At 65.3% G+C, this 22,180-nt stretch carries 19 protein-coding genes and 1 pseudogene; 9 read left to right on the top strand and 11 right to left on the bottom strand.

Features of this window, described 5'->3' with window-relative positions; translation table 11 throughout:
• Positions 1 to 5: 5 nt before the first annotated feature.
• Complete coding sequence (locus tag IPL75_05175; GenBank protein ID MBK9239646.1) at positions 6 to 1,796, top strand: glycoside hydrolase family 15 protein; 1,791 nt, start codon at positions 6 to 8, stop codon at positions 1,794 to 1,796.
• 127 nt (positions 1,797 to 1,923) lie between these two features.
• On the opposite strand, the gene IPL75_05170 is transcribed toward IPL75_05175, so the two are convergent.
• Genes IPL75_05170 through IPL75_05160 form a run of 3 tightly spaced genes read right to left on the bottom strand, consistent with a single transcriptional unit; the run spans position 1,924 to position 4,196 of the window.
• Positions 1,924 to 2,988: a hypothetical protein gene (locus IPL75_05170; protein MBK9239645.1), complete on the bottom strand. Its 1,065-nt coding sequence runs from the start codon at positions 2,986 to 2,988 to the stop codon at positions 1,924 to 1,926.
• 27 nt (positions 2,989 to 3,015) lie between these two features.
• On the bottom strand, positions 3,016 to 3,804 hold the full coding sequence (locus tag IPL75_05165) for an SDR family oxidoreductase (GenBank protein MBK9239644.1): 789 nt from the start codon (positions 3,802 to 3,804) through the stop codon (positions 3,016 to 3,018).
• Between the two features lie 2 nt (positions 3,805 to 3,806).
• Positions 3,807 to 4,196: a cupin domain-containing protein gene (locus IPL75_05160; GenBank protein MBK9239643.1), complete on the bottom strand. Its 390-nt coding sequence runs from the start codon at positions 4,194 to 4,196 to the stop codon at positions 3,807 to 3,809.
• A gap of 77 nt (positions 4,197 to 4,273) precedes the next feature.
• Between IPL75_05160 and IPL75_05155 the strand changes: the two genes are divergently transcribed.
• The gene (locus IPL75_05155) at positions 4,274 to 5,068 is read left to right on the top strand and encodes a hypothetical protein (GenBank protein MBK9239642.1); all 795 of its coding nucleotides are present in this window, start codon (positions 4,274 to 4,276) and stop codon (positions 5,066 to 5,068) included.
• Between the two features lie 58 nt (positions 5,069 to 5,126).
• Here the strand turns inward: IPL75_05155 and IPL75_05150 are convergent, their stop codons facing one another.
• The 5 genes and pseudogenes from IPL75_05150 to IPL75_05130 all read right to left on the bottom strand — a co-directional run bounded on the left by IPL75_05150 (position 5,127) and on the right by IPL75_05130 (position 10,066).
• On the bottom strand, positions 5,127 to 6,140 hold the full coding sequence (locus tag IPL75_05150) for an IS30 family transposase (GenBank protein ID MBK9239641.1): 1,014 nt from the start codon (positions 6,138 to 6,140) through the stop codon (positions 5,127 to 5,129).
• A 277-nt stretch (positions 6,141 to 6,417) separates the two neighbouring features.
• Positions 6,418 to 6,846, bottom strand: coding sequence for a hypothetical protein (locus IPL75_05145; GenBank protein MBK9239640.1), 429 nt, complete (start codon positions 6,844 to 6,846; stop codon positions 6,418 to 6,420).
• A 174-nt stretch (positions 6,847 to 7,020) separates the two neighbouring features.
• On the bottom strand, positions 7,021 to 7,695 hold the full coding sequence (locus IPL75_05140; GenBank protein ID MBK9239639.1) for a class I SAM-dependent methyltransferase: 675 nt from the start codon (positions 7,693 to 7,695) through the stop codon (positions 7,021 to 7,023).
• 1 nt (position 7,696) lies between these two features.
• Positions 7,697 to 8,643 (bottom strand): annotated as a pseudogene (locus tag IPL75_05135) (chitosanase).
• Between the two features lies 1 nt (position 8,644).
• Positions 8,645 to 10,066: a hypothetical protein gene (locus IPL75_05130; protein MBK9239638.1), complete on the bottom strand. Its 1,422-nt coding sequence runs from the start codon at positions 10,064 to 10,066 to the stop codon at positions 8,645 to 8,647.
• A 235-nt stretch (positions 10,067 to 10,301) separates the two neighbouring features.
• Here IPL75_05130 and IPL75_05125 point away from each other — a divergent pair, with 235 nt between their 5' ends.
• The 3 genes from IPL75_05125 to IPL75_05115 are packed head-to-tail and all read left to right on the top strand — an operon-like array spanning position 10,302 to position 14,502.
• Positions 10,302 to 11,558: a sensor domain-containing protein gene (locus IPL75_05125; protein MBK9239637.1), complete on the top strand. Its 1,257-nt coding sequence runs from the start codon at positions 10,302 to 10,304 to the stop codon at positions 11,556 to 11,558.
• Positions 11,549 to 12,193 (top strand): response regulator transcription factor, encoded by a 645-nt coding sequence (locus IPL75_05120; protein ID MBK9239636.1) that lies wholly within the window; start codon positions 11,549 to 11,551, stop codon positions 12,191 to 12,193. The genes IPL75_05125 and IPL75_05120 overlap by 10 nt, the downstream gene beginning before the upstream one ends.
• 5 nt (positions 12,194 to 12,198) lie before the next feature.
• The gene (locus tag IPL75_05115) at positions 12,199 to 14,502 is read left to right on the top strand and encodes an ATP-dependent RNA helicase (protein MBK9239635.1); all 2,304 of its coding nucleotides are present in this window, start codon (positions 12,199 to 12,201) and stop codon (positions 14,500 to 14,502) included.
• On the opposite strand, the gene trxA is transcribed toward IPL75_05115, so the two are convergent.
• Positions 14,491 to 14,955: a thioredoxin gene (trxA, locus tag IPL75_05110; GenBank protein ID MBK9239634.1), complete on the bottom strand. Its 465-nt coding sequence runs from the start codon at positions 14,953 to 14,955 to the stop codon at positions 14,491 to 14,493. The genes IPL75_05115 and trxA overlap by 12 nt on opposite strands.
• Positions 14,956 to 15,042: 87 nt before the next feature.
• Between trxA and IPL75_05105 the strand changes: the two genes are divergently transcribed.
• Positions 15,043 to 17,043 (top strand): hypothetical protein, encoded by a 2,001-nt coding sequence (locus tag IPL75_05105; protein MBK9239633.1) that lies wholly within the window; start codon positions 15,043 to 15,045, stop codon positions 17,041 to 17,043.
• Positions 16,943 to 17,476 (top strand): hypothetical protein, encoded by a 534-nt coding sequence (locus IPL75_05100; protein ID MBK9239632.1) that lies wholly within the window; start codon positions 16,943 to 16,945, stop codon positions 17,474 to 17,476. Before IPL75_05105 ends, IPL75_05100 begins: the two co-directional genes overlap by 101 nt.
• Here the strand turns inward: IPL75_05100 and IPL75_05095 are convergent.
• A complete protein-coding gene (locus IPL75_05095) occupies positions 17,454 to 18,086 on the bottom strand; it encodes a hypothetical protein (GenBank protein MBK9239631.1) in 633 nt (210 codons plus the stop codon). The two genes, IPL75_05100 and IPL75_05095, sit on opposite strands and share 23 nt — an antisense overlap.
• A 56-nt stretch (positions 18,087 to 18,142) precedes the next feature.
• A complete protein-coding gene (locus IPL75_05090) occupies positions 18,143 to 18,781 on the bottom strand; it encodes a hypothetical protein (GenBank protein MBK9239630.1) in 639 nt (212 codons plus the stop codon).
• 232 nt (positions 18,782 to 19,013) lie between these two features.
• Here IPL75_05090 and IPL75_05085 point away from each other — a divergent pair, with 232 nt between their 5' ends.
• Positions 19,014 to 20,342 (top strand): serine/threonine protein kinase, encoded by a 1,329-nt coding sequence (locus tag IPL75_05085; protein ID MBK9239629.1) that lies wholly within the window; start codon positions 19,014 to 19,016, stop codon positions 20,340 to 20,342.
• A gap of 19 nt (positions 20,343 to 20,361) precedes the next feature.
• On the top strand, positions 20,362 to 21,933 hold the full coding sequence (locus IPL75_05080; GenBank protein MBK9239628.1) for an SUMF1/EgtB/PvdO family nonheme iron enzyme: 1,572 nt from the start codon (positions 20,362 to 20,364) through the stop codon (positions 21,931 to 21,933).
• Positions 21,934 to 22,180: the final 247 nt, after the last annotated feature.

Here is a 22,180-nt window from a genome sequence, read left to right as displayed (position 1 = left end):
CGCCCATGACATCCCTCGACCTTGCCCTGATCGGCAATGGCACGACGAGCGCCCTGATTGATGCCGACGGCGATGTCGTCTGGTCGTGCGCGCCGGGGTTCGATGGCGACCCTGTGTTCTGCGCTCTGCTGCAGAACCAGCCCGCCGACGCCGGCGCCGCGGGGCACTTCACCATCGAGTTGTCCGACTGGGTACGGTCGGAACAGGAGTACGTGGTCAACACGCCCGTGCTCGTGACGCGCCTGTTCGACCGCGACGGCGCCTCGGTGGAGATCACGGACGTCATGCCGCGCTTTCTTCAGCATGGGCGCGTATTCAGTCCGATGATGCTGGTGCGACAGATTCGACGTACGTCGGGCAGCCCTCGCATTCGCATCAGGCTTCGGCCCGCCGAGCAGTACGGATCAAGGGCGGCCACGGCCACGTCAGGCAGCAACCACATTCGATATCAGTGTGGGGGGCTGACGCTGAGACTCACCACCAACGCCTCGATCACCGCCGTCCTCGACGAGCGTGTCTTCTATCTGAACGACGCGGTCACCCTGATGCTCGGGCCCGATGAGACCGTGCCCGCGAATGTCGGGGAACTCGCCCGCCACTTCTCTGAGGAGACCGTGGCGTATTGGCGCGAATGGGTGCGCTACCTGAGCATCCCTTTCGAGTGGCAGGACGCGGTCATCCGATCGGCGATCACGCTCAAATTGAACGCGTGCGAGGACACGGGAGCGATTGTGGCGGCCATGACCACGTCCATTCCCGAAGCCGCGGGCAGCCCTCGCAACTGGGACTATCGCTATTGCTGGCTGCGGGATGGGTACTTCGTCGTGGACGCACTCAACCGCCTTGGCGCCACTCGCACGATGGAGCGGTATCTGGGCTACATCCTCAATGTCGTGGCGGCCGCCGAGGGCCGGGCGCTGCAGCCTGTCTACGGCATCAACGGGCGCGCTTCGCTGGACGAACTCGAGATCGATTCGTTGCCGGGGTATCGCGGGATGGGCCCGGTCCGCGTGGGAAACCTGGCATATCGGCAAACGCAGCATGACGTGTACGGTTCGGCGATTCTGACGGCCACCCACGTGTTCTTCGATCGCCGGCTGGTGCATGGCGGCGATGCGACGCTGTTCAGGCGGCTGGAACTGCTCGGCGAACGCGCCGCGGCCGTGTTTGACCAACCCGACGCCGGACTCTGGGAACTGCGCGACCGGTCTGAGGTCCATACCTTCTCGAGCCTGATGTGCTGGGCCGGCTGCGACCGGCTGGCGCGCATCGCCACGCGACTGGGCCTGGACGACCGCGCCGTCTTCTGGCGCGGCGAGGCCGCGCGTATCCACCAGTTCATCTGCGACCACGCGTGGAACGCCTCGATCGGGAGTTTTGTGTCAACGATGGGTGGTCAGTCCCTCGACGCCAGCATGCTCCGCCTGAACGACGTCGGATTCCTGCGGGCCGACGACCCCAGGTTCATCAGCACCGTCAACGTGATCGGCCGCGACCTGATGCGCGGGGGATTCATCTTTCGCTATATCGAACCCGACGATTTTGGCGCGCCTGAAAACGCGTTTCTGGCGTGCACGTTCTGGTACATCGATGCGCTCGCCACGATAGGCCGGCGTGACGAGGCGCGGGCTCTGTTCGAGAATGTCCTGCGATGCCGGAACCCGCACGGGCTGCTCGCCGAACACGTCGATCCGCGGACGGGCGAGCAATGGGGCAATTTTGTGCAGACCTACAGCATGGCCGGCATCATCCGGTGTGCGATTCGGTTGTCGGTACCGTGGGACGAGGCGTTCTGACGCGTCGAGTCACGCAGGATCAAGCGCCCACGCAGGATCACAGGGAGGCTCCGAGACGCGGAGATTCACAAGGGTTGTTGCCAGCCCTACTCTGAGCCTCTGCGTCTCCCAGTGATCCGTCGTTTCTTTACTCGAAGCGTGTGAGCGCCACGTCTACCTGGCGCGCTTCGTCGCGGGCCGGACGCCACTGCACGAGGATGGGCGACTGGTAGAGGCCCTGCACCAACTCGCCGCGGCCGGCCAGCTTGGCGTCCGAGACCATGAGGTCCACCGACCGGCGCATGCGCAGGAAGCGCGAGGCGGGGGCCTCGAGGCTTCGCGCGAGCAGGCGCTCGATGCGTGACGTGTGCAGCCCGAGCGCGTCGAGCAGCTTGTTCATCGCGCGCACCAGATCGTACTGCGCATAGTCACGGGCTTTGGCCGGCACGGCGCGGGGATCGTTCCAGGCGTGCCGCACTTTTTCGGCCGCGAACCTGAGTGGATTCTTCAGGACGTCGGCCAGATCGTGTTTCATCAACAGCGTTTCGTACTCGTTGACCGTGAGGCTCGCGTACTGTTCGCCGGTGGCCAGTTCCAGGCGCACGCGCCCTTTGGTCACGCCGTGTTGCGCGATGAGTTCGGCCACCTGATCGAACAGGCCCAGTCGCGATTCGCGCAGATTCACCGCATCGATGGGATGCCCGGACACCGGCACGCGGATGGTGGTGCGCGCCACTTCCTCTTCGCGGTTGAAGCCGACCACACGCGCCACGCGTTTGCGCGGCACGTTGCGATACACGCCGTCAAAGTCCACGAAGTACACCGGCGTCGGCCTCTGCGCATCGTCTGTCACACAGGCGCGAAGGCCGCCACCCATGAACGCGAGGTGCGAATCGGCGTTGGTCGGCTCGATGGCCTTTTGCTCGGGGGCCAGTTCGTCGCGCAGCTCAAGCTGGTCGTGCCGGTAGCCCGCGCCTTCCGGGAAGACCGTGCGGAACACGTCCAGATACGGTTCCACGCCGCCAAACTGGTCGGTCAGCCGGGCAGCCAGGCTCTGGGGCAAAAACCCCGCCGTGGAGTGCTCGGACGCATAAAAGTGGCGCCGATAACCGCTGAGGGCTTCGCCGTGAAGTTGTGTGGTGAGAGCACGGACATCCACGACGTCCAGCCGGGCGCGCGGGGTGATGTTGAGCGCGAGTTCTATAGGCGACACGGTGCCGTTACTTCCTTGGCAAGAGTATCAGAACAGGCCGCGAATCCAACCGCCGTCCACGGCGATCGACTGGCCCGTCACGTAGCTTGCCTGTTCGGAGGCCAGAAATGCCGCCATGGCGGCGAATTCCGCGGGCTCGCCCAGCCGCTTCATGGGAATGTCGGCCTCCCACCGTTTGACGATGTCTTCGGGTGTGGTGCCGCCGGCGGCCGCCATCTGGGCTGAGAGGTCCACCACGCGCTCCGTGCGGGTGTAGCCGGGCAGCAGGTTGTTGACGGTGATGCCCTCTGCGGCCACCTCATTGGCGAGCGTGCGGGCAAACGCCACCACACCGGCCCGGAGGCTGTTGGACAACATGAGACCGTCCACGGGCTGTTTGGCCGCGATGGACGTGACGTTGATGATGCGCCCCCACCGCCGAGCCCGCATGCCGGGCAACACGGCGCGCGCAAAGCCGACGGCACTGTGCAGCAACTGGCGTGTGGCGGCGTCCCAGTCGTCGGGCGTCAGCGTCTCGAAGCGACCGGATTTCGGGCCCCCGGTATTGGTGACGAGAACTTCCGCCGGCCCGAAGACCCGCTCCGCCTCCGTCACCACGTGCGCGATGTCTGCCGGCACCGACACATCGGCGACCACACCGTGACAGCGGCCGCCCGATGCGGTGATGGCGCGGCATGTGTGCTCGAGCGGCTCCGCCCCGCGCGCGCAGATCACGACACGCGCGCCTTCTGCCGCCAGCGTCGTGGCGATGGCGCGGCCCAGCCCTTTGCTGCCGGCCGCCACTATCGCCACCCGGTCGCGAAGCCCCAGGTCCATGGCTACTTTCGCAGGTAGTCGTCAGTCTTGGCGAGCCAGTCGGCACGCGGGGGACTGAACACATCCACGTCCAATGTGTCTTCGAGCGCCTCGGCTTTGTGCCAGACGTTGGATGGGATGTGCAGCACTTCCCCGGCCCGGATGGTGATCTCCTGCGACCCGTCTTCGCCGATCCAGAAATGGAGGGCGCCATCCAGCACGTAGGTCAATTGCTCGTTCTCATGCTGATGTCGGGGCACCACGCAGCCCTTCTTCAGGTACACATGGGCCAGCATCATCCTGTCGCCCGTAATCAGCCGCCGATCGAGTAAATCGGTGACTTTTTCCTTTTCCATGTCATTCCAGCGGTAAAACGTCACATTCTGCACATTGGCCTCCACCTTGCATTGCATAGGATATCGGTAGAACTCAGGTTATTGAAGGAGACACTATGAATCGTCAGGGGAAAATTCTTTCAGGGATCGTCGCGATGGCTGTGGCCGTCGGCGTGGTCCTCTCGGCACAGGCGCCGGTCACTATTACGCTGCGCTCGGGTGAAACCCTGCAGGCCTCACTGGTGGATATGGGTGCCCGCGGCTTCGAAGTCCGCGTGGGCGGCTCAGAGCGCTTCATCGCCAAGGATCAGGTCGCGATGGTGGACTTTGGCGGCAACGTCACACCCCAGCAGGCATGGTTCAACGGCATGAATCAGGCGAACAACCTGGTGGTGTTCAAGAATGGGGACACTTTGCTGGCCGATTGGACGGACGTCGGCGGGACGTCGCCGCTCGTCCTCCGGTTCAACTCCGGTGCAGGCGAACGTGAAATTTCGGCGGATCGGGTGGCACGAATTTACCTCGTGCCGGCCACCGTCGGTCTGACCATGAACCCGACGCCGGCCCAGGGCGGGCAGCAGAGCGACGGCACGGTAAACGTCGTGGCGAACGAGCCGTGGACCAGCGCAGGGATTACCGTCAGCACTGGCGAGTACCTGCGCTTCTCGGTCTCTCGCGAGATCAAGTTCGGCACCGAGCCCAACGACACGGCGACGGCCGATGGCAACAGCGCAGCGCGCGTCAGCGCCGTCTTCCGCAGCCTGCCCGTGCGGTCACTTCCCGTGGGAGGCCTGATCGGCAAGGTGGGCAACGGCCAGCCGTTCTCAATCGGCTCCGCGCCCCAGGCCATCCGCATGCCGGCCAATGGCCAGCTGTTCCTCGGCATCAACGACCTGACCTTCAACGACAACTCGGGTTGGTTCCAGGTCGCCATTGCGCGCGGAAGATAGTCAATTGGGAAATTAGGAACTGGGGAACTGGGGAACTGTTTTCGTAGCGCGGGTGAATTCAAGCGGTGATTGCAACGGCCGCCGCTAGTCTATCCGCAGGCGTTTCATAATCGAGCGTTTTGCGCGGACGCGTATTGAGCCGATCCGCAATCCGGTTGAGTTTCGCTTGGCTGAAGGCGCGCAGGTCCGTGCCCTCGGGGAAGTACTGCCGGAGCAGCCCATTGGTGTTTTCGTTGGATCCGCGCTGCCAGGGGCTCTGCGGATCGCAAAAGTACACCTGGACGTTAGTCGCCAGCGTGAATTGCCGATGGGCCGCCATCTCCGACCCCCGATCCCAGGTGAGCGAGCGTCGCAGCTGAGGCGGGAGCTGGCGAATGTGACGCGCGAGGGCGCGCGCGACGCTGGGCGCATCGATCTGCGGCGTGCGCACCAGCATCACGAACCGCGAGTGGCGTTCGACCAGCGTGGCGATGTGGGAATGGTGCGCTCCTCGGAGCAGATCGCCTTCCCAATGCCCCGGGACGGCGCGATCGGTCGCCTCGGCCGGCCGCTCGCGAATGGAGACCAGATCCGCAATGCGCGAGTGCGTCAGGGCGGGCCGGCGCCGCGGGCGTCGTAACTTGCCCGCGCGCCGGAGATGCTGCACGAGGGTACGCTTCAGGACGCCGCGGGCCTGGACAAACAGACTGCGATAAATCGTCTCGTGCGAGACCTGCATTTCGGGATTATCGCGGTAGCGGCGCCGCAACCACGCGGCAATCTGCTGCGGCGACCAGTCCCGCGCGAGCGCGGCCGCGACCCGCCTGCGCAACCGCGGCTGCTGCGCCAACCGACAGGGTTTCGGTCGCCGGGCGCGCCGCCACGCCGCGTGGTCGGCCGTGGCCGCGCGATACCGCGTGCGGCCGCCATGCCGCTGCACTTCGCGGCTGATGGTCGACGTCGGCCGGTGCAGCCGTCGGCCGATGGCCGCGAAGCTGTCGTGGGCGGCCACCCCACGAGAAATCTCCTCGCGCTCGGCCGCCGTCAGCGTCCGCGTGGCGCGACGCCGGGGCGCGGCGGGATGCCGCCCCATTCTCGAATCACGCTATGGATTGTTTGGCCCGACGCGCCGATCGCCGCCCGCATCGCCGCGTACGTTTCGCCCCGCTGTCGCCGCGCCCAAATCTCTGCTTTCAGCACTTCGCTCATGTCGAATGCTTGCACGCTCCACCTCCGTGGAATCGTTGCATCGACCGCTTGAATCGAACCGGCCTGGGTCTCAAGGCCGCGAATGTCCGGCGCGCTTGAAAACCAGCGCGCCCTACGAGAACCAGTTCCTCAGTTCCTAAGTTCCTAAGCTCCTAAGTTTCTTAGTGAAACGCCAAGACCGCGAACACCACCACTGAGACGCCGAGCACCAGCATCACGCGGCTGACCAGAGGAATGCGTGCGGCGGCAGCAGCGCCGTCCGCCGATCGTGACTGGCGCAGCAAGACCTGCAGATAGCCGAACACGCCAATCATGATTGCGACCAGGGTGAGCTTGACGTGGAACATCGGTCCACCCCAGGCCATGACCATCTGAACGCCCCTCGCCATCACGAGCCCAACCCCGGAAAGAATCAGCAGCGTGAGCCCGATGGCGCCGTTGCGGGTGATCACCGACGCGCGGCGCATGAAGGCGCCACGGTCTGCAGGCGCCATGTCGGCCGTCGAGAGTCCGAGCGTGAGCATGGCGAAGCCGGTGCCGACGCCAAGCGCCAAGCCGATGAAGTGCAGGATCAACAGAAAATCGAGCATGGGATTCTCCTCTGGAGCGTCAAGAGTATCTCAAAGTGTGTGCAGGCCTCGGCCTTGAGAACCAGGCCGAGCTACGCTCAGGAGGACTCGACGGCTCGGGCTGGCGACTCGAGCCGGTCCGTAGCTCGGGCTGTTCCTCGAGCGGTACGTAGCTCGGGCTGTTCAAGCCCGAGATCACTTGGTCGCCACGATCACCGCGAACGGCGACTTCCTCCACGGCACGTCGGTGTCGAAACCCGCGCGCTGGAGTAACTTCAGCTCAGTGGCCAGCGGCACATAGACGTCTTCGTCGGCCCACGACTCGTAGACGCGCTTGGCGCCTGGGCGGCTGCCGAACGTCCTGGCGAGGTGCGTGAACCAGACATCCAGATCCCGCGCAAAGCCCTGTGGCGTGGACGCCGGCGTGCAATCACCGTTGATCAGCACGCCGCCTGGCCGCAGCGCCGCATGGCAGCGCCGATAGAAGGCCTGCTTCTGTCGAAGAGTGCGAATGTGATGCAGCGCGTAGCTGGCGACGATGGCGTCGCAGGCCGGCAACGCCACGTCGATGAAACTCCCCTCGACCAACGTGACCCGTGCCATGCGCCGGCCGAGCCGCCTGCGAGCCACCTGCATCATGGCGCCGTCCGCGTCGATACCCCAGACACGCGCCGCCGGCACTGCCTTCAAGCACGCCTGCGCCAGCGCGCCCGTCCCGACACCGAGATCGACGATGTGACGGATGGGCCGACCCGCATGCGCCAGCGCACCAGCGACTTCGGGGATCAGCTCGTCGTAGAGCGGGATCAGTGTCCGAATGCGCTTGTCGTAATCGTCAGGTGCGACGGCAAGGTGTGAAACAACGGACACCTCAGAGTTCCAGTGCGAGCGCCAACGCCATTTCGGGATCGACCACGCCGGTGGCGGCGGCGCCGATGGACCGCTGGTGATCGGCGACGCGGTCGGCTGAAGCGCGGCCGTAAACGCCGTCTGCGCGAATCTCCGCGCCTCGTTCAGACAATGCCAGCTGCACGAGTCGTACGTCGAGCCCACGCTGCAAGGGTGAGGGTGACGTGGGGAGTGAGATCAGGCGTGTCCCTGGATGCGGACCATCAAATGCGCCGGGTGGCGTGCCGGCAAGAGACGCCAGCGACACTTCCGCGCCGCGTATGACGAGCGGCAATTCAAGTCCCCACGCGCCAAGATCAATCAGGCGCTGGAAGGAGTCCATGCGGTACACCGTGGCTCGAAGGTCGCGCCGGGGGTGTGTGGACAACCAGTGCCTGCGTGCCGCGACGTAGTCAGTGACCCACGCCCGCTCCCCGCGGGTGCCGGGCGTCCCGCTGACGCGGTCCCGGATGCGTCCCCAGGAGCCATGCACGAACGAGTCGTACACGACGGCCATGCCCAACGGCAAACCGATGCCTTGTCGCTCGGCCGTGCGTACCGCAGGCCGAAAGTACACATCGGTGAAGAACTGATCCTGCACGTCACGCATGACCGGATCGTCGGCAGTGGCCCGCAGCAGGTTGTGCAACCGCGCATGTCCATCGAGAGCGGTGTCACGCGGGCGATTTGCGGCAGGAATGGCTCAAGCCGGCGACCAAACCGCGCCCCGCCGTTGCTGCAGTAGCGCTGCAGTAACGTGTGCAAATTCCCCGAACCGAGCGTCGTCTGCGAACGGCCAAACGTCAGGTGGCCCGTGTCACCGGCCAGCACCGTGACCTGGCCGTAGTCACCCAGCACCTGGCCAGTTTCAAAGAGGTTGACGATAGCCTCAAGCGTGCGCGCCTGAGTCGACGTCAGCGTATTCGCCATGTCACTGAATCCCGAGCGCTGCCCTGACCTTGAAAGGAACCTTGACGGCTTTGAGTCCCGTCCAGGCTTCGAACTCGATCGTGATGGTTTTTGCCGCGGTCTTCACGGTCATGCCCATCTCGCCCGCGTCGTTCATGTAGCCGGTGCTGGTGCGGCTGCCTTCGATGGGCTGGCCTTTCGCGTCGAGGAAGACCACGTTCTTGATCGAGGTCATCACCTGGCGCGGCAACTTGAGCGTGAAGGTCTGCGACTCGCCCTGCGTTTCCACCTCGGCGACGGTAATCGGGGTCTGGCCAAATCTGAAAGTGGCCTCGTTCGTCAGGCGCACGTTGGCCACGCGCGTCTTGCGCGTGCCGGTGGCCGCCGTGATCGCGATCGACCCTTCAGCGAGGATGGCCGTGGCGCCGGGCGCGGCAAAACCGGTGCTTTCGATCTCGATGATGCCCCCGGAGCCGTCTTTGAATTCATCAGGAAAGCTGTCGAACTTGCCTCCGATGCTCGAGCCCTTGTCGTCGGTGACGCTTTCGAGCAGCGAGGCGTCCTCATCGATCTCGATCAGTCCCTGTCCGGCCGGCATCTTGATCCACAGCGCGATCTTCGTGCCGTTGTCCTCATTGAACGGCTTGGCCATGAAGTCGTTGTCAGGGACCACAACTCGCACCACCTGGATGCCGCCCACCACCACCTCGGGCTCTTTTCCAGTCGCGGTGGCACGCGGCGCGGGCGCCTGACGGCTCGCGGCCGCTTCGGTTGGCGGCGCGCCCGGGCCCGACGGCGGTTCGATGTACCAGCGGCCACCGATACGCACAAAGTCCATCGTCTCTGCGCCGTTCTGCGCGGTCGCCTTGTCGCCGGTGATCTTGTAGCCGGTCACGGTGCCGATATTGCCGAGCGGCTGTGGATTCGGCGCCTCTTTCATCCCCAGCATCGGTCCCATCTTCACCATGGCGTTAAACAGCGAAGTCACCAGCGTGAAGTTGTCGGCTTTGTCGAGCGCAGCGTTGATGGTCTTCTGGGTCTCTGGCGCCATCGGCGGTTTACCGATCACGGTGTCGAGCCCGTGCGGCTTCAGGGCCGCCTTGGCCAGGTTGAGGGCTTCGTTGTACTTCTTGCGCTGCGCGTCGAGTTCGGCCTTCGGCGGCTTCGGCGCTCCGGGCATGGTGTCGTCGGGATCCGAGAACGCGAGCACCATGAGTACGCCGCTCACGCCTTCGTTGGCGATAGTCTTCAGGCCGGCGGGCGAGATGACCGGCAACGCGACCAGGAAGTCGTCGGCGGCCGCAGCTTTCTTGATGACGGCCACCGCTTCCTGCGGTGTGGCCGCGCCGGTTGACTTTGCCCCTTGCGCCAGGAGCGAGGCCCCGACAAACACCAGCGCCAACAGCGCGGCAGGGATGACGTTGATCGGCGAACGTTGACGCATGAATCCTCCTGAAGTTGTCGTGAGCCTGCGGGAATTGTGCCACAACGTGACGATCCTCGGGCTTGAGGAACAGCCCGAGCTACGGGCGGACGTAACCGCGCCCGGGGGATATCCCCTTGTCGGGGGGTTACCCCCCTGTAGCCAGGAGGGTGTGCCGGATTTTCGATTTGCGGGCCGAACGCTACCGTGAACCATCGCGTTCAATCCCGAGCGTGATAGAACGACAAGGCCCGTCATGACTTCCTCCTCTTCGTCCGCCGCCAACGCTGGTTGGGCGTCGTCCACCTGGTTCGCCCTCATGCACATGCTGGTGAACTTGCCACTGGGCATTTTCTATTTTGTGCTCGTGATCACTGGATTGTCGGTGGGACTCGGCCTGCTCGTGACCCTCCTGGGCATCCCGATCCTGATCGGCACGGGCTGGTTGGTGCGAACGCTGGGTAGCCTCGAACGCGCGCGCATGAACAACTTCCTTGGCACGAACCTTCGCGACCCATATCGTCCGACCGCGGCGGAGTCGGGCTGGCTGGCCCGGCTGGCCGCGATTGGCAAAGACCCGGCGACGTGGCGCGACTTCCTGTATCTGATGCTGCGCCTGCCGATCGGCATCGTCACGTTCACGATCACTGTCGCGACCTGGGCTGTCGCGATCAGCCTGCTCTGTTCGCCATTCGCCTACTGGGTCGGCGTGTTCCAGGTGAATTTCGGGTCTTGGAGGGTTGATGGCCCCGGCGCGATGGTGCTGGCCACGGTTGTGGGTGCCGTGCTGACGATGCTGGCCGTTGGAATTACGAAGGGGCTGGCGACGCTGGAAGCCGTCCTTGCGGGTGCGCTGCTTGACGCGTCTCCCGAGGAATTGCAGCGCCGCGTCACGGACCTGGCCAGCAGCCGGAGCCGTTCAATGAGTGCTGCCGACCAGGATAGGCGGCGGCTGGAGCGCGACCTTCATGATGGCGCGCAGCAGCGACTGGTCTCGCTCGCGATGACCCTGGGGCTCGCCCAGCAGAAACTCGCGACCGACCCCGAGCAGGGTGCGCGACTGGTGTCCGAGGCGCACGAAGAGGCGAAGCGCGCGTTGCAGGATCTGCGGGACCTGGCGCGCGGCCTGCATCCCGCGATCCTGACCGATCACGGCCTGGAGGCTGCCTTGCCGGCGCTGGCAGCCCGGTGCCCCATTCCCACGCGCGTGGACATCGCCGTGTCTCCACGACCGATACCTGCCGTGGAATCAGCGGCGTATTTTGTGGTGGCAGAGGCACTGACGAACGTCGCGCGATATTCTCAGGCGACGAATGTGCTGGTGACGGCGCGGCGCGAGGCCAATCAACTGACGATCGAGGTGCGCGATGACGGCATCGGTGGCGCCCGCGTGACTCCTGGCGGAGGGTTGGCAGGACTGACCGATCGCGTCGAAGCGCTCGACGGACGTCTGACTGTCTCAAGCCCCGGCGGCGGTCCGACGGTCGTTCATGTGGAGGTGCCGTGCGGGTAGTGATTGCCGATGACTCGGTGCTGTTACGTGCCGGTCTCGAACGTCTGCTGGTGGACTCCGGTTGGCAGGTAGCGGCGTCAGTTGGCGACGCGCCCGCCCTGATGGCCGCCGTGCGCGAACATCACGCTGACGTGGCGATTGTAGACGTGCGAATGCCGCCAGGGTTTTCGGATGAAGGCCTGCGCGCGGCCGTGGAACTGCGGCGTGTGGCGCCAGAGATGGGTGTGCTGGTGCTGTCGCAGTATGTGGAAGAACCTGCGGCTCAGGAGTTGCTCTCACTCGGGGCGCGCGGCGTGGGCTACCTCCTGAAAGACCGCGTGGCCGATGTGTCGGAGTTCATCGACGCCGTCAGCCGCGTGGCACGCGGCGGCACGGCCCTCGACCCCGAAGTGGTGGCGCAGGTCATGGCGCGGCGTCGTCGTGAGGATCCGCTGGCGCCGCTCACGCCCCGGGAGCGCGACGTGCTGGCCTGCATGGCGGAAGGCCGCAGCAACGCGGCTATCGCCTCGAGGCTGGCGGTGGGCGAAGGCGCCGTGGAAAAACACGTGAGCCACATTTTCTCGAAACTCGGACTGGAGCCCGACGACTCGGACCACCGGCGCGTACTCGCCGTACTCGCGTTCCTCAAAGGTTAACGGTGGTGCGGATCACGCCCACCCTGCCGATTGATGATCATCTGCACCGCGTGCATGAGGCACTCGCCTCGCACCGTGCGGCGGTCGTCGTGGCCGCGCCAGGAGCGGGCAAGACGACACGAGTGCCTCCAGCTCTGGTCGGCGACGGGGCCGTGCTGGTGCTGCAGCCAAGACGAGTGGCGGCGCGCTCCATCGCCCGCCGCATCGCGGAAGAGCGAGGCTGGACGGTTGGCCGCGAGATCGGGTGGCACGTGCGGTTCGACCGGCGAGTGTCGGACGAGACGCGGCTGACCATCGCCACCGAGGGCGTGCTGACCGCGATGTTGCATCAGGACCCGCTGCTCTCCGGTGTTCGCACCGTGGTGCTGGATGAGTTTCACGAACGCAGCATCCACGCGGATCTCGGGCTGGCCCTGGTCAAGCAGGCCTGGCTTGCCCGCGACGACCTCCGCATCGTTGTCATGTCGGCGACGATCGATCCATCGCGCGTGTCGGCATTTCTCAACGGATGTCCGGTGATCGACGTGCCGGGCCGCCAGTTTCCGCTGGAGATCTCGTATCACCCGGGTGTCGCGGTCGCTGATGCTGCGCGGCAACTGGCCGCATCCACTCGCGGCGCGGTGTTATGTTTCCTGCCGGGCGCACGCGAGATTCAGGACGCAGCACGCGCACTGGCTGGTGGCGCGTGGCCGGTGTTCCCACTGCACGGTGGCCTGGATGCGGATGAACAGGACCGGGCGCTGGCCCCCACCGGCGGTCCGCGCATCGTGCTCGCCACCAACCTGGCTGAAACCACCGTCACCGTGCCAGACGTGACGGCGGTGGTGGATACCGGCTTCCAGAAGGTCGCCAGGTACGATGCCAGTCGAGCCGTGGACTCGCTCCTGCTCGAGCGCATCACCCAGGACTCTGCGGATCAGCGCGCCGGTCGCGCCGGGCGCGCACAGGCCGGCGTCGTGTATCGCCTGTGGGACGCGCGCGACCGGCTGCGGCCCCATCGCGAGCCGGAGATCCTGCGAGTGGATCTTGCCGGGCCGTTGCTCGATGTTGTGGCATGGGGTGGCGATGCCGTTTCGTTTGAGTGGTTTGAGGCGCCGCCCCGCTGGGCGAGTGATGCGGCGCTCGCGCTCTTGCGCAGGCTCGGCGCGGTGGATCGAGACGGACGGCTCACGCCCGACGGACGGGCCATGCGCCGACTGCCACTGCATCCGAGGCTGGCTCGACTGCTGCTGGCGGCGCGACGAACAGCGCGGGCAGCGCGGGTGTGTGCGTGTCTCTCCGACGGCACCCGCTTGCGCGTGGCCGCAGCGGGAGAGACACGCGATTCGGATCTCGATGTCTTCGGCGACGCGAACGAACTGCCGCTTCACCTTCGGCAGGTTGCACAACAACTGACGGACCCGCACGCTGGCGATCTGAGCGACGAGGATCTGAGGCGCGCCGTCCTGGCGGCGTATCCCGACCGGGTCGCACAGCGTCGCGGGGCCGGGCAGGACGCGTTCCTCCTCGCATCGGGCACCGGCGCCATTCTGGCGCGCGAGAGCGGAGTGCGGCACGCAGAGTTCGTGGTCGCGGTTGACGTCTCTGGCGCCACACGTCCCGGCGGGGAGCCGCTCATTCGTCTGGCCAGTGCCGTTGAGCCGGAGTGGCTCACGCCCACGCACAGCGAGGTCACGCACAAGTTCGTCGAAGCCACCGGCACCGTGCGTGCGACAAAACTCGATCGCTACGATGCGTTGGTCCTGCGCGAACGGCCGGTAGCGGCCGACCCGGAGGTGGCGTCCCGCGTGCTGCTTGAGGCTTACCAGCGGCGGGGGCCGAATGACGCCGATCAACGTCTGTTACGCCGCCTGCAATTCTCGGGCATCGAGATCGATCCAGTCGAACTGGCCGCTTCCGCCTGTGCCGGCGTGACGCGGCTGGATGCTGTGCGCCTTGATGCGCACCTTCCCGGCCACGTGCGTGCCGAAATCGCCAGACTCGCGCCCGACGTGCTGCGTGTCCCCAGCGGCCGCGAACACGCGATCGTGTACCGAGAGGATGGCCAGATCGAAGTAGCGGTGAAGCTGCAGGAAGTCTTCGGGCTGGCTGAGACACCCCGGTTCGGACCGAAGCTCGTGCCCATCACGTTTGTGCTGCTCGCCCCCAACCAGCGGCCCGTGCAGATCACGCGTGACCTCAGGAGCTTCTGGACACGCGGCTATCCGGAGGTGCGCAAGGAACTGCGCGGCCGGTATCCGAAACACCCGTGGCCCGATGATCCGTGGACAGCCACGCCGACGCATCGCGCCCGGCGATTACGGCCGTAGCAGCGATTGCCGGACGAACGCTGCGATCTGGTCGGCCGGAAGTGCGCCGGACTTCCGGCCGGCGACCAGGCCCGAATGGAACACCGCCATCGTCGGGATGGACTGAATCTGAAGACGCGCCGCGAGGTCCTGAACCGCCTCTGTATCGACCTTGATCACCAGCCACTCACCTGCGTGGGTAGCGGCGACTTTCGCAATTTCCGGCGCCACCATGCGGCAAGGACCGCACCACTCGGCCCAGAAGTCCACGAGCACGGGCAGGCGCGACCCACGTACCACGGCATCAAAGTCTGCGCTGCTACTCACGTCCACGGGAACGCCTGGCGCCTGAAGGTCGGTTTGGCATCGGCCGCACCGGGTGGTCAGGCCAAGCCGGTCGTAGGCCAGCCGATTGGCCTGCTGGCACGAAGGACACGAGACGATGACGCCGCGGGAGTCGGACCGAAGGCCCATGCCTCTATGTTACGCCGCAGTCGGGCGCGGTCGGGACGCGTCAACGCCTACCGGGTGTAGGATCAGGGCCATTCCGGAGGTCAGGCCATGGCTCGTCGCACTTCGTTCCCTGTCAGGTTCGTCACGTTCTCCGCCGCCGCGTTCGTCATCGGCTTTTCCGCTATTGGTGCGCAAGCGCCGCAGAATGGCGATCACGCCGCACACCTGAAGGCGTGGGACGCCCACGAGACGATGACGGCGTCGTCGCCGCACCGGTCCATGAACTGGTCCTACATCGGGATGACCAACATCAGCGGCCGCTTCTCTGATGTCACGGTCGCGGACCGCGGGTCGGCGCGGCGAATCTATGCCGGCAGCTGCTGCGGTGGCGTGTGGGCGTCGGACGACCTCGGCCAGACATGGCAGGCGGTCTTCGACAAGGAGGCCTCGACCGCGACCGGGGCGCTGGCCGTCGCGCCCTCGAATCCCGACATCCTCTGGGTGGGCACCGGCGAGTCCAACATCTTCCGCAGTTCCTACACAGGCGTCGGTGTCTACAAGTCCACCGACAACGCGAAGACGTTCCAGCACATGGGTTTGATCGACACCGGCACGATCGGGCGCATCGTTGTCCATCCGACTGATCCAAACACGGTGTACGTGGCGTCGGCGGGCCAGGAGTGGGTTGAGAACGAGATGCGCGGCGTGTTCAAGACCTCCGACGGCGGCAAGACGTGGGCGCATGTGCTGAAGATCAGCCCGAAGACGGGCGTAAACGATCTCGCGATGGACCCCTCAGACCCGAACACCCTCTATGCGGGCGCGTGGCAGCGGCAGCGGCGCAAGTGGAACGACCCGCGAGTTGAGGTTGGATTCAGCGAGGGCGGCATCTTCAAGTCCACCGACGCGGGCAAGACCTGGAACCGGCTGACGAATGGCCTGCCGCCATCAAATGTGCTGGGCCGAATCGGCATCGCTGTTGCGCCTTCCAATCCCAACGTGGTGTACGGCTACATTGACAACTATGACTGCGACACGACGCCGGTCGCCGCCGGTGGACGTGCGCAGAACCCGGGCGGAAGCGCCGCCAGATGCAACATCAGGGGCAACGAGGTGTACCGGTCGAACGACAAGGGCGCGACCTGGACGCGCGTCAGCGGACAGGACGAGGAACAGCGCCTGTTCGTCAAGGCGATGGGCGCGTCGTACGCGTGGGTCTTCGGCAACATCCGCGTCGATCCCACCGATGAAAACACCGTCTACACGCTCGCCCTTGGCAACAGCGTGTCACGCGACGGCGGCAAGACGTGGGCGCGCCTGGGTGCCGCGTGGCCGGGCGGACCGCCGGCGGGCACGGGTGGCCGGGGCCAGGGCGGCGACAACCACGGTCTGTGGATCGATCCCAAGAGTCCGCACACGCTGTACCTGTCCAACGACAGCGGCTTCCGCATCTCGAATGATGGCGGCCAGACGTGGCGCATGGCCGCCCTGCCGGTGCAGACCGTCTTCAGCATGAACTACGACATGGGTACGCCGTTCAAGGTCTACGCATCGGTGCAGGACCACGGCAGCTACCGCGGCGCCATCGATCTCAGCAATGGCCGCGACAACCTGAAGCCGATGGCGTGGGAGAGTGCGCCTGGCGGCGAATACACGCAGCACGCCGTCGATCCGCGGAATCCGAACATCGTGTATTCCGGCAAGCTGAGCCGCACCGACTTCAGCGTCCCGGCCGCGCCTCGCGGCGGCGGCGCGGGCGGGCGTGCCGCTGGTGCAGGCGCGGTAGCGCCGACTGGCCCGCAGCGGGACAAGAACATCCAGCCGCCGGTGGCCGCGGGCGAGGATCCGCTTCGCATGCAGGTGCTGGCGCCGATCCTCATCTCGCCTCACGATCCCGACACGCTCTACTTCGGCGCGCAGTCTTTGTGCCCGCTCCCGCGACCGCGGCGACACCTGGGAGAAGGTCAGCGCCGACATGAGCTACAACGACAAGGCAAAGATTGGCGATGTGCCGCACCAGCTCGTGATCACGATCTCCGAATCTCCGAAGAAGAAGGGGCTCATCTATACCGGCACCGACGACGGTCGGTTGTGGGCATCGGTGGATGATGGCAAGGAGTTCAGGGAACTGACCGCCAACCTGCCGAAGAAGCAGTGGATTGCCAAGGTGGTGGCCTCGCAGCACGACGAGGGCACGGTCTACGTCGCGCAACAGGGTCGGTACGACGAGGACTTTGCACCGCGCATCTACAAGTCCACTGACTACGGCAAGACGTTCAAGAGCATCGCGGGCAACATTCCTGGCGGGCCGATCAACATGGTTCGCGAGGATCCGGTGAACCCGAACGTGCTCTACGCGGCGAACGACTTCGGCGTCTACGTGACGACCAATGGTGGCGCACGATGGGACGTGCTTGGCGGCAATCTGCCTTCAGTGGCCGTCATGGACTTCATCGTGCACCCACGTGACCGGATGCTGGTCATCGGCACGCACGGCCGCGGTGTGTGGGCGATCGACGTCAGCAAGATCGGGAGCAAGTAGCAGAGCCGCCGGCGCTTTCGCCCTGTTCGTGCTGCTCAGCCTCGACGACGCGGCCTCGCGCGTCCACCTTGAGTGAGCAGCACTCCTCGAACATGTCGCGAATGAGCCGGCGGCCGCGCTGCACCCGGGATTTCATCCCGGACAACGAGACGCCCGCGACTTCTGCCGCGTCCGCCTGCGCGCCCGATCGCATCGCACGGATGGTAGCGGCCGCCACAAAGTGTGAACGGCTTGCCTCGTTGATCTCGATGTGAATGCCCGCGAATCCTGCCGCTTCAAGATGCGTGCGCAGCTCGTCCATCGCCGGCGCACCGGCGATGCAATCGGCCAGTGCGGCGGGGTCCTCGGTGATGTGCTTCGGTAGCGCCGCAGAGGCGACGATGTCGGAGATGGCGAGACGGCCGCCTGGCCGCAGCACCCGGAAGGCCTCGCGGAAAACCGCGGTCTTGTCCGGCGACAGGTTGATGACTATGACCCTGCCACTGGTGCCGACCTGCTTGGCAGCCAGGAACGCATCAATGCCGCAGCCGCAGCCGCCATCTGTTCTGGCCACCTGGCCGTAGTGCTCGCGCACCATCTCACGTGTTTCAGTCGGGGTCTGTGTCGTCATGTTTTTCCGTCTCCTGCCACTAAAGACGGACGACCCCGGAAAAGGACGCAGCCTGATTACCGGTTCGGCAGGGCGCAGTGGGTTGAGGCTCGATAGCTGCGATCGCGATCGGTCTCGGCGCGCAGCCACGCCAGTTGGCGTCCAGACTTCGGGTCGAGGACCTGACCGTCGACCCTTCGGGCCGACCTGACCTTCACAGACGAGGTGGTCAGCACGCCCCGAAGTGTGACGGGCACTTGCACGCACTCCCAGCGCTCCGAGCTTTGGCCTGTCCGGAAGTCGTAGTCAGTCACCATCCGGCAGCGGTTCTCGGTCGTATCGAACGTGCAGGACTCAGTGATCGTGGGCAACGGCGCCTCAGAACGAAACGACGACAGCTGGTACGTGACATCGAAGTCCTGCCCACTCTCGGACGAGGGGATCCGGCCTTCGCCCTCGGAATCGGGAGCCGCCTTCGACTTCAACCGCGCGGTGATAACGTCACCGGTTCGAGGCTCGATCCGCATGGTCAACGTATGCGAGTCAGCGCCGGTGATCTTGACGGGGTATTGGCCGGGCGGCAGCTGTTGCAAACCAGAGGTGGAACTGACCGCCACGGTTTCGGAGACGCTCAACGTTCCAGTCATCGCCTCGCGGCACCCACCGGCGCCCAGGGCCATGACGACGACGTAGGCCGACAGTCTGAGTCGTTGCATGACCATCCCTCCCCGGGGCAGCCTGACCCCACCATCCTGCACCAGGTTGTGCCCGAACACCAGCCGGACGCCATGGTAACGTTACGGCTCCGACCTCCTCTATGACCGGCACCACCGTTTCCCGCTACCGCGTCCTGGAAAAGCTGGGCGAAGGCGGACCCGCCTCTGCTCAACGCGGCCTGCGGCCGCAGCTGCGGCGAGGTCTCGCCGTAGCCCAGCCGAGGAGCTGGAAGTGATTGGAACAACGATCGGTCACTTCCAGATCCTCGGCGAGCTGGGCAAAGGCGGAATGGGTGTGGTCTACAAGGCCGAGGACACCGACCTGCATCGCTTCGTCGCGCTGAAATTCCTGCCCGATGAAAGTTTTGCGGATCGGCAGGCTGTGGCGCGATTCCGGCGCGAGGCGATTGCCGCCTCCGCGCTCAATCACCCGAACATCTGCACGATTCACGAAATTGGCGAGCACGACGGGCGGCCGTTCATCGCGATGGAACTGCTTGAAGGCACGACGCTCAGGCATCGCATCGGGACAAAAGCGTTGCCGCTCGACGAAATCATTGCCTTCGGCAGCCAGATCGCCGAAGCGCTGGATGCCGCCCACTCGCAGGGCATCGTGCACCGCGATGTCAAACCCGCGAACATCTTCATTACCAAACGCGGGCACGCGAAGATCCTGGACTTCGGAATCGCCAAGGTCACGCAGGAGGCCACGCCATCCACGGCCACCACGGTCGCCGTCGAGGACCTGGGCGCGCTGACGGGCACGGGTGCCGCCATCGGCACCATCGCCTACATGTCGCCGGAGCAGGCACTGGGCCAGGGCGTCGATGCGCGTTCCGATATCTTTTCGTTCGGCGCCGTGCTCTACGAGATGGCGACCGGCGTGCAGCCATTCAGAGGCACCACGGTGGCCGCGACGTTCAACGAGATCCTGCACGCGCATCCGGCCGCGGCGGTTCGAATCAATCCACACGTCCCCGCGGATCTCGAGCGCATCATCACCAAGGCGCTCGAAAAAGACCGCGCGCTCCGGTATCAGCATGCCTCGGAGATCGCCGCCGACCTGCAGCGGCTCAAGCGCGACACCGAGCCGACGCACCAGACGATCCCCGGGTCTAAAGACCCGGGGCTCCGTGCAACCTCCGTGGCTCAACCATCTGCCGCCGTTCGACGACGGTCGTTCGGGGTGATCGCCGCGGTGCTGCTGGCCGTTGCCGCAGGCGGCGCCTGGTGGGTGTACGACCAGTGGCCGGTGCGCCAGGCTCGAGCGCGGCTGCCCGAGCTGCAAACGATGATCGAAGCTGAGCGCTTTGAAGAGGCCTTTCGGCTGCAACACGACATGGAGCGCGCTCTCGCAGGCGATGCTGCATTCGAGAAGGTGCGCGCGGGTTTGCTGTTTCCTGTCACCATCCGCACATCGCCCGACAACGCGGAAGTTTTGTCAGGGGCTACAACGAGCCGAATGGCGAGTGGCTGCGGCTGGGCACCACGCCGATTGACGGGCGCGGCCCCTCGGCTACTTCCGCTACCGCATCGTCAAGGCCGGGTTCGTTCCGTTTGAGGGCGCGGCCGACGCCGGCATGGCGGAACTGAACTTCGATCTGATCCCGGAAGCCGAGACGCCTGACGGAATGGTCTACATACCGGCCGGCGGCGCACAAATCGCCGGCGTGGGGTCCATTCCGATCCAGGGGTTCTTCATCGATCGCCTTGAGGTGACCAATCGCCAGTACAAGGCATTCCTCGACGCGGGCGGATACAGCAAGCCCGAGTTCTGGCGCGAGCCGATCGTCAAAGAAGGCCGCCCGCTGTCGTTTGACGACGCGATGCAGGAGTTCAAGGACACAACCGGACGTCCGGGCCCCGCGACCTGGGACCTTGGAGCGTTCCCTGCAGGCCAGGACGACTTCCCCGTCCGCGGCGTGAGCTGGTACGAGGCGAACGCGTTTGCGGCGTGGGCCGGCAAGCTCCTGCCGACCGTTCATCACTGGCGACAAGCGGCGCCGCCGATCATTTTTTCGAACATCCTCGAGTACAGCAACTTCAGCGGCAAGGGAGTGGCCAAAGCCGGGGAGTACTCGGGCATCGGGCCCTATGGCACGTTCGACATGGCCGGCAACGTCCGCGAATGGTGCTGGAATCCGGTCGGGGATCGCCGCTACAACCTCGGCGGCGCGTGGAATACGCCGCCCTATCTCTATCAGGAGGCCGACGCGGTCAGCCCCTTCGATCGCGCACCAATCAACGGATTCCGAACGGTGAAGCTGCGCACCGCCGAGCCGGTCAACGCCGCGCTGCTCGGTCCAGTGACCTCGCTCACGCGCGACTACAGCGGCGAGGTGCCGGTTTCCGATCGTGAGTATGAGATCTACCGGCGGCTCTATGACTACGACGCGTCCGATCTGAAGTCGACGGTGGAATCGATGGACGAATCGCAGGAGCACTGGCGCATCGAACGCGTGAGTTACGCGGCTGCGTATGGAGCCGAACGCATTCCGGCGTATCTCTTCCTGCCGAAGGGTGTCGCACCGCCCTATCAGACCGTCGTGTATTTCCCGCACTCAGGCGGCGATTACCTCAGTTCATTCGAATTTGCCGAAATGAACTATCTCGGGTTCATCGTCCGGAGCAAGCGAGCGCTGCTGCTGCCGATGTACAAGGGCAGCTACGAGCGCAAACTATCGAAGCCGCTTTCGGGACCCAACGCACGGCGCGATCTGACGGTGGCGCGCATGAAGGATCTCCGCCGGTCGGTGGACTATCTCCTGACGCGGAACGATGTCATTCCGGATCGACTGGCCTACTTTGGCGTGAGCCTGGGCGCGCGACTGGGCGTGATCGGCCTGGCTGTGGAGCCGCGGTTCCGCACGGCCGTCTTGTGGTCAGGGGGCTTTCCGATGGGACCGAGAGTTCCGGAGATTGACGAAATCAACTTCGCGCCGCGCGTGAAGACGCCCGTCCTGATGCTCAACGGCCGGCAGGACTTCACCTTCCCCATCGAGTCCTCGCAAAAACCGATGTTCAAGTGGCTGGGCACACCCGAGGGGGACAAACACCACGGCATTTACGACGGCGGGCACGTGTTCCCCTTCGCCCGCATCATCAAAGACACGCTGGACTGGCTGGACAAATACCTGGGCGTACCGAAGTAAGCCGTGCGCGGATTTTCCGCAGGGCGTGAGAAAAATCGCGCGGCTGGTGTCTCGGAACCGCAGATGTCCAACCGCCTTCACGTACGATCGGCGGCACAACTCTTGCGTCCTGAATTCGAGTCGGTCGCTCAGACGAAGCGACCCCCGCTCTCTTCCACTCCACGCCCGGTCGTCCTGCTCACAACCGTCCCGTGACGAAAGCTCGGAAATGTCTGCGGAGTTTCTGACGCTGTTCGACGCCTGAAAG

It is taken from the genome of Acidobacteriota bacterium, from assembly GCA_016716905.1.
Classification (GTDB): Bacteria; Acidobacteriota; Vicinamibacteria; order Vicinamibacterales; family SCN-69-37; genus SYFT01.
The sequence above is the reverse complement of the archived record's forward strand: the minus strand, read 5'-3'. Positions and strand labels throughout refer to the sequence as shown.

What these genes read in the sequence shown, in the direction of transcription:
- IPL75_05175 (MBK9239646.1), top strand. Translation starts at nt 6, where the DNA reads ATGACATCCCTCGACCTTGCCCTGATCGGCAATGGCACGACGAGCGCC.
- IPL75_05165 (MBK9239644.1), bottom strand. Translation starts at nt 3,804, where the DNA reads ATGGACCTGGGGCTTCGCGACCGGGTGGCGATAGTGGCGGCCGGCAGC.
- IPL75_05160 (MBK9239643.1), bottom strand. Translation starts at nt 4,196, where the DNA reads ATGCAATGCAAGGTGGAGGCCAATGTGCAGAATGTGACGTTTTACCGC.
- IPL75_05155 (MBK9239642.1), top strand. Translation starts at nt 4,274, where the DNA reads ATGGCTGTGGCCGTCGGCGTGGTCCTCTCGGCACAGGCGCCGGTCACT.
- IPL75_05150 (MBK9239641.1), bottom strand. Translation starts at nt 6,140, where the DNA reads ATGGGGCGGCATCCCGCCGCGCCCCGGCGTCGCGCCACGCGGACGCTG.
- IPL75_05145 (MBK9239640.1), bottom strand. Translation starts at nt 6,846, where the DNA reads ATGCTCGATTTTCTGTTGATCCTGCACTTCATCGGCTTGGCGCTTGGC.
- IPL75_05130 (MBK9239638.1), bottom strand. Translation starts at nt 10,066, where the DNA reads ATGCGTCAACGTTCGCCGATCAACGTCATCCCTGCCGCGCTGTTGGCG.
- IPL75_05125 (MBK9239637.1), top strand. Translation starts at nt 10,302, where the DNA reads ATGACTTCCTCCTCTTCGTCCGCCGCCAACGCTGGTTGGGCGTCGTCC.
- trxA (MBK9239634.1), bottom strand. Translation starts at nt 14,955, where the DNA reads ATGGGCCTTCGGTCCGACTCCCGCGGCGTCATCGTCTCGTGTCCTTCG.
- IPL75_05105 (MBK9239633.1), top strand. Translation starts at nt 15,043, where the DNA reads ATGGCTCGTCGCACTTCGTTCCCTGTCAGGTTCGTCACGTTCTCCGCC.
- IPL75_05095 (MBK9239631.1), bottom strand. Translation starts at nt 18,086, where the DNA reads ATGACGACACAGACCCCGACTGAAACACGTGAGATGGTGCGCGAGCAC.
- IPL75_05090 (MBK9239630.1), bottom strand. Translation starts at nt 18,781, where the DNA reads ATGCAACGACTCAGACTGTCGGCCTACGTCGTCGTCATGGCCCTGGGC.
- IPL75_05080 (MBK9239628.1), top strand. Translation starts at nt 20,362, where the DNA reads ATGGCGGAACTGAACTTCGATCTGATCCCGGAAGCCGAGACGCCTGAC.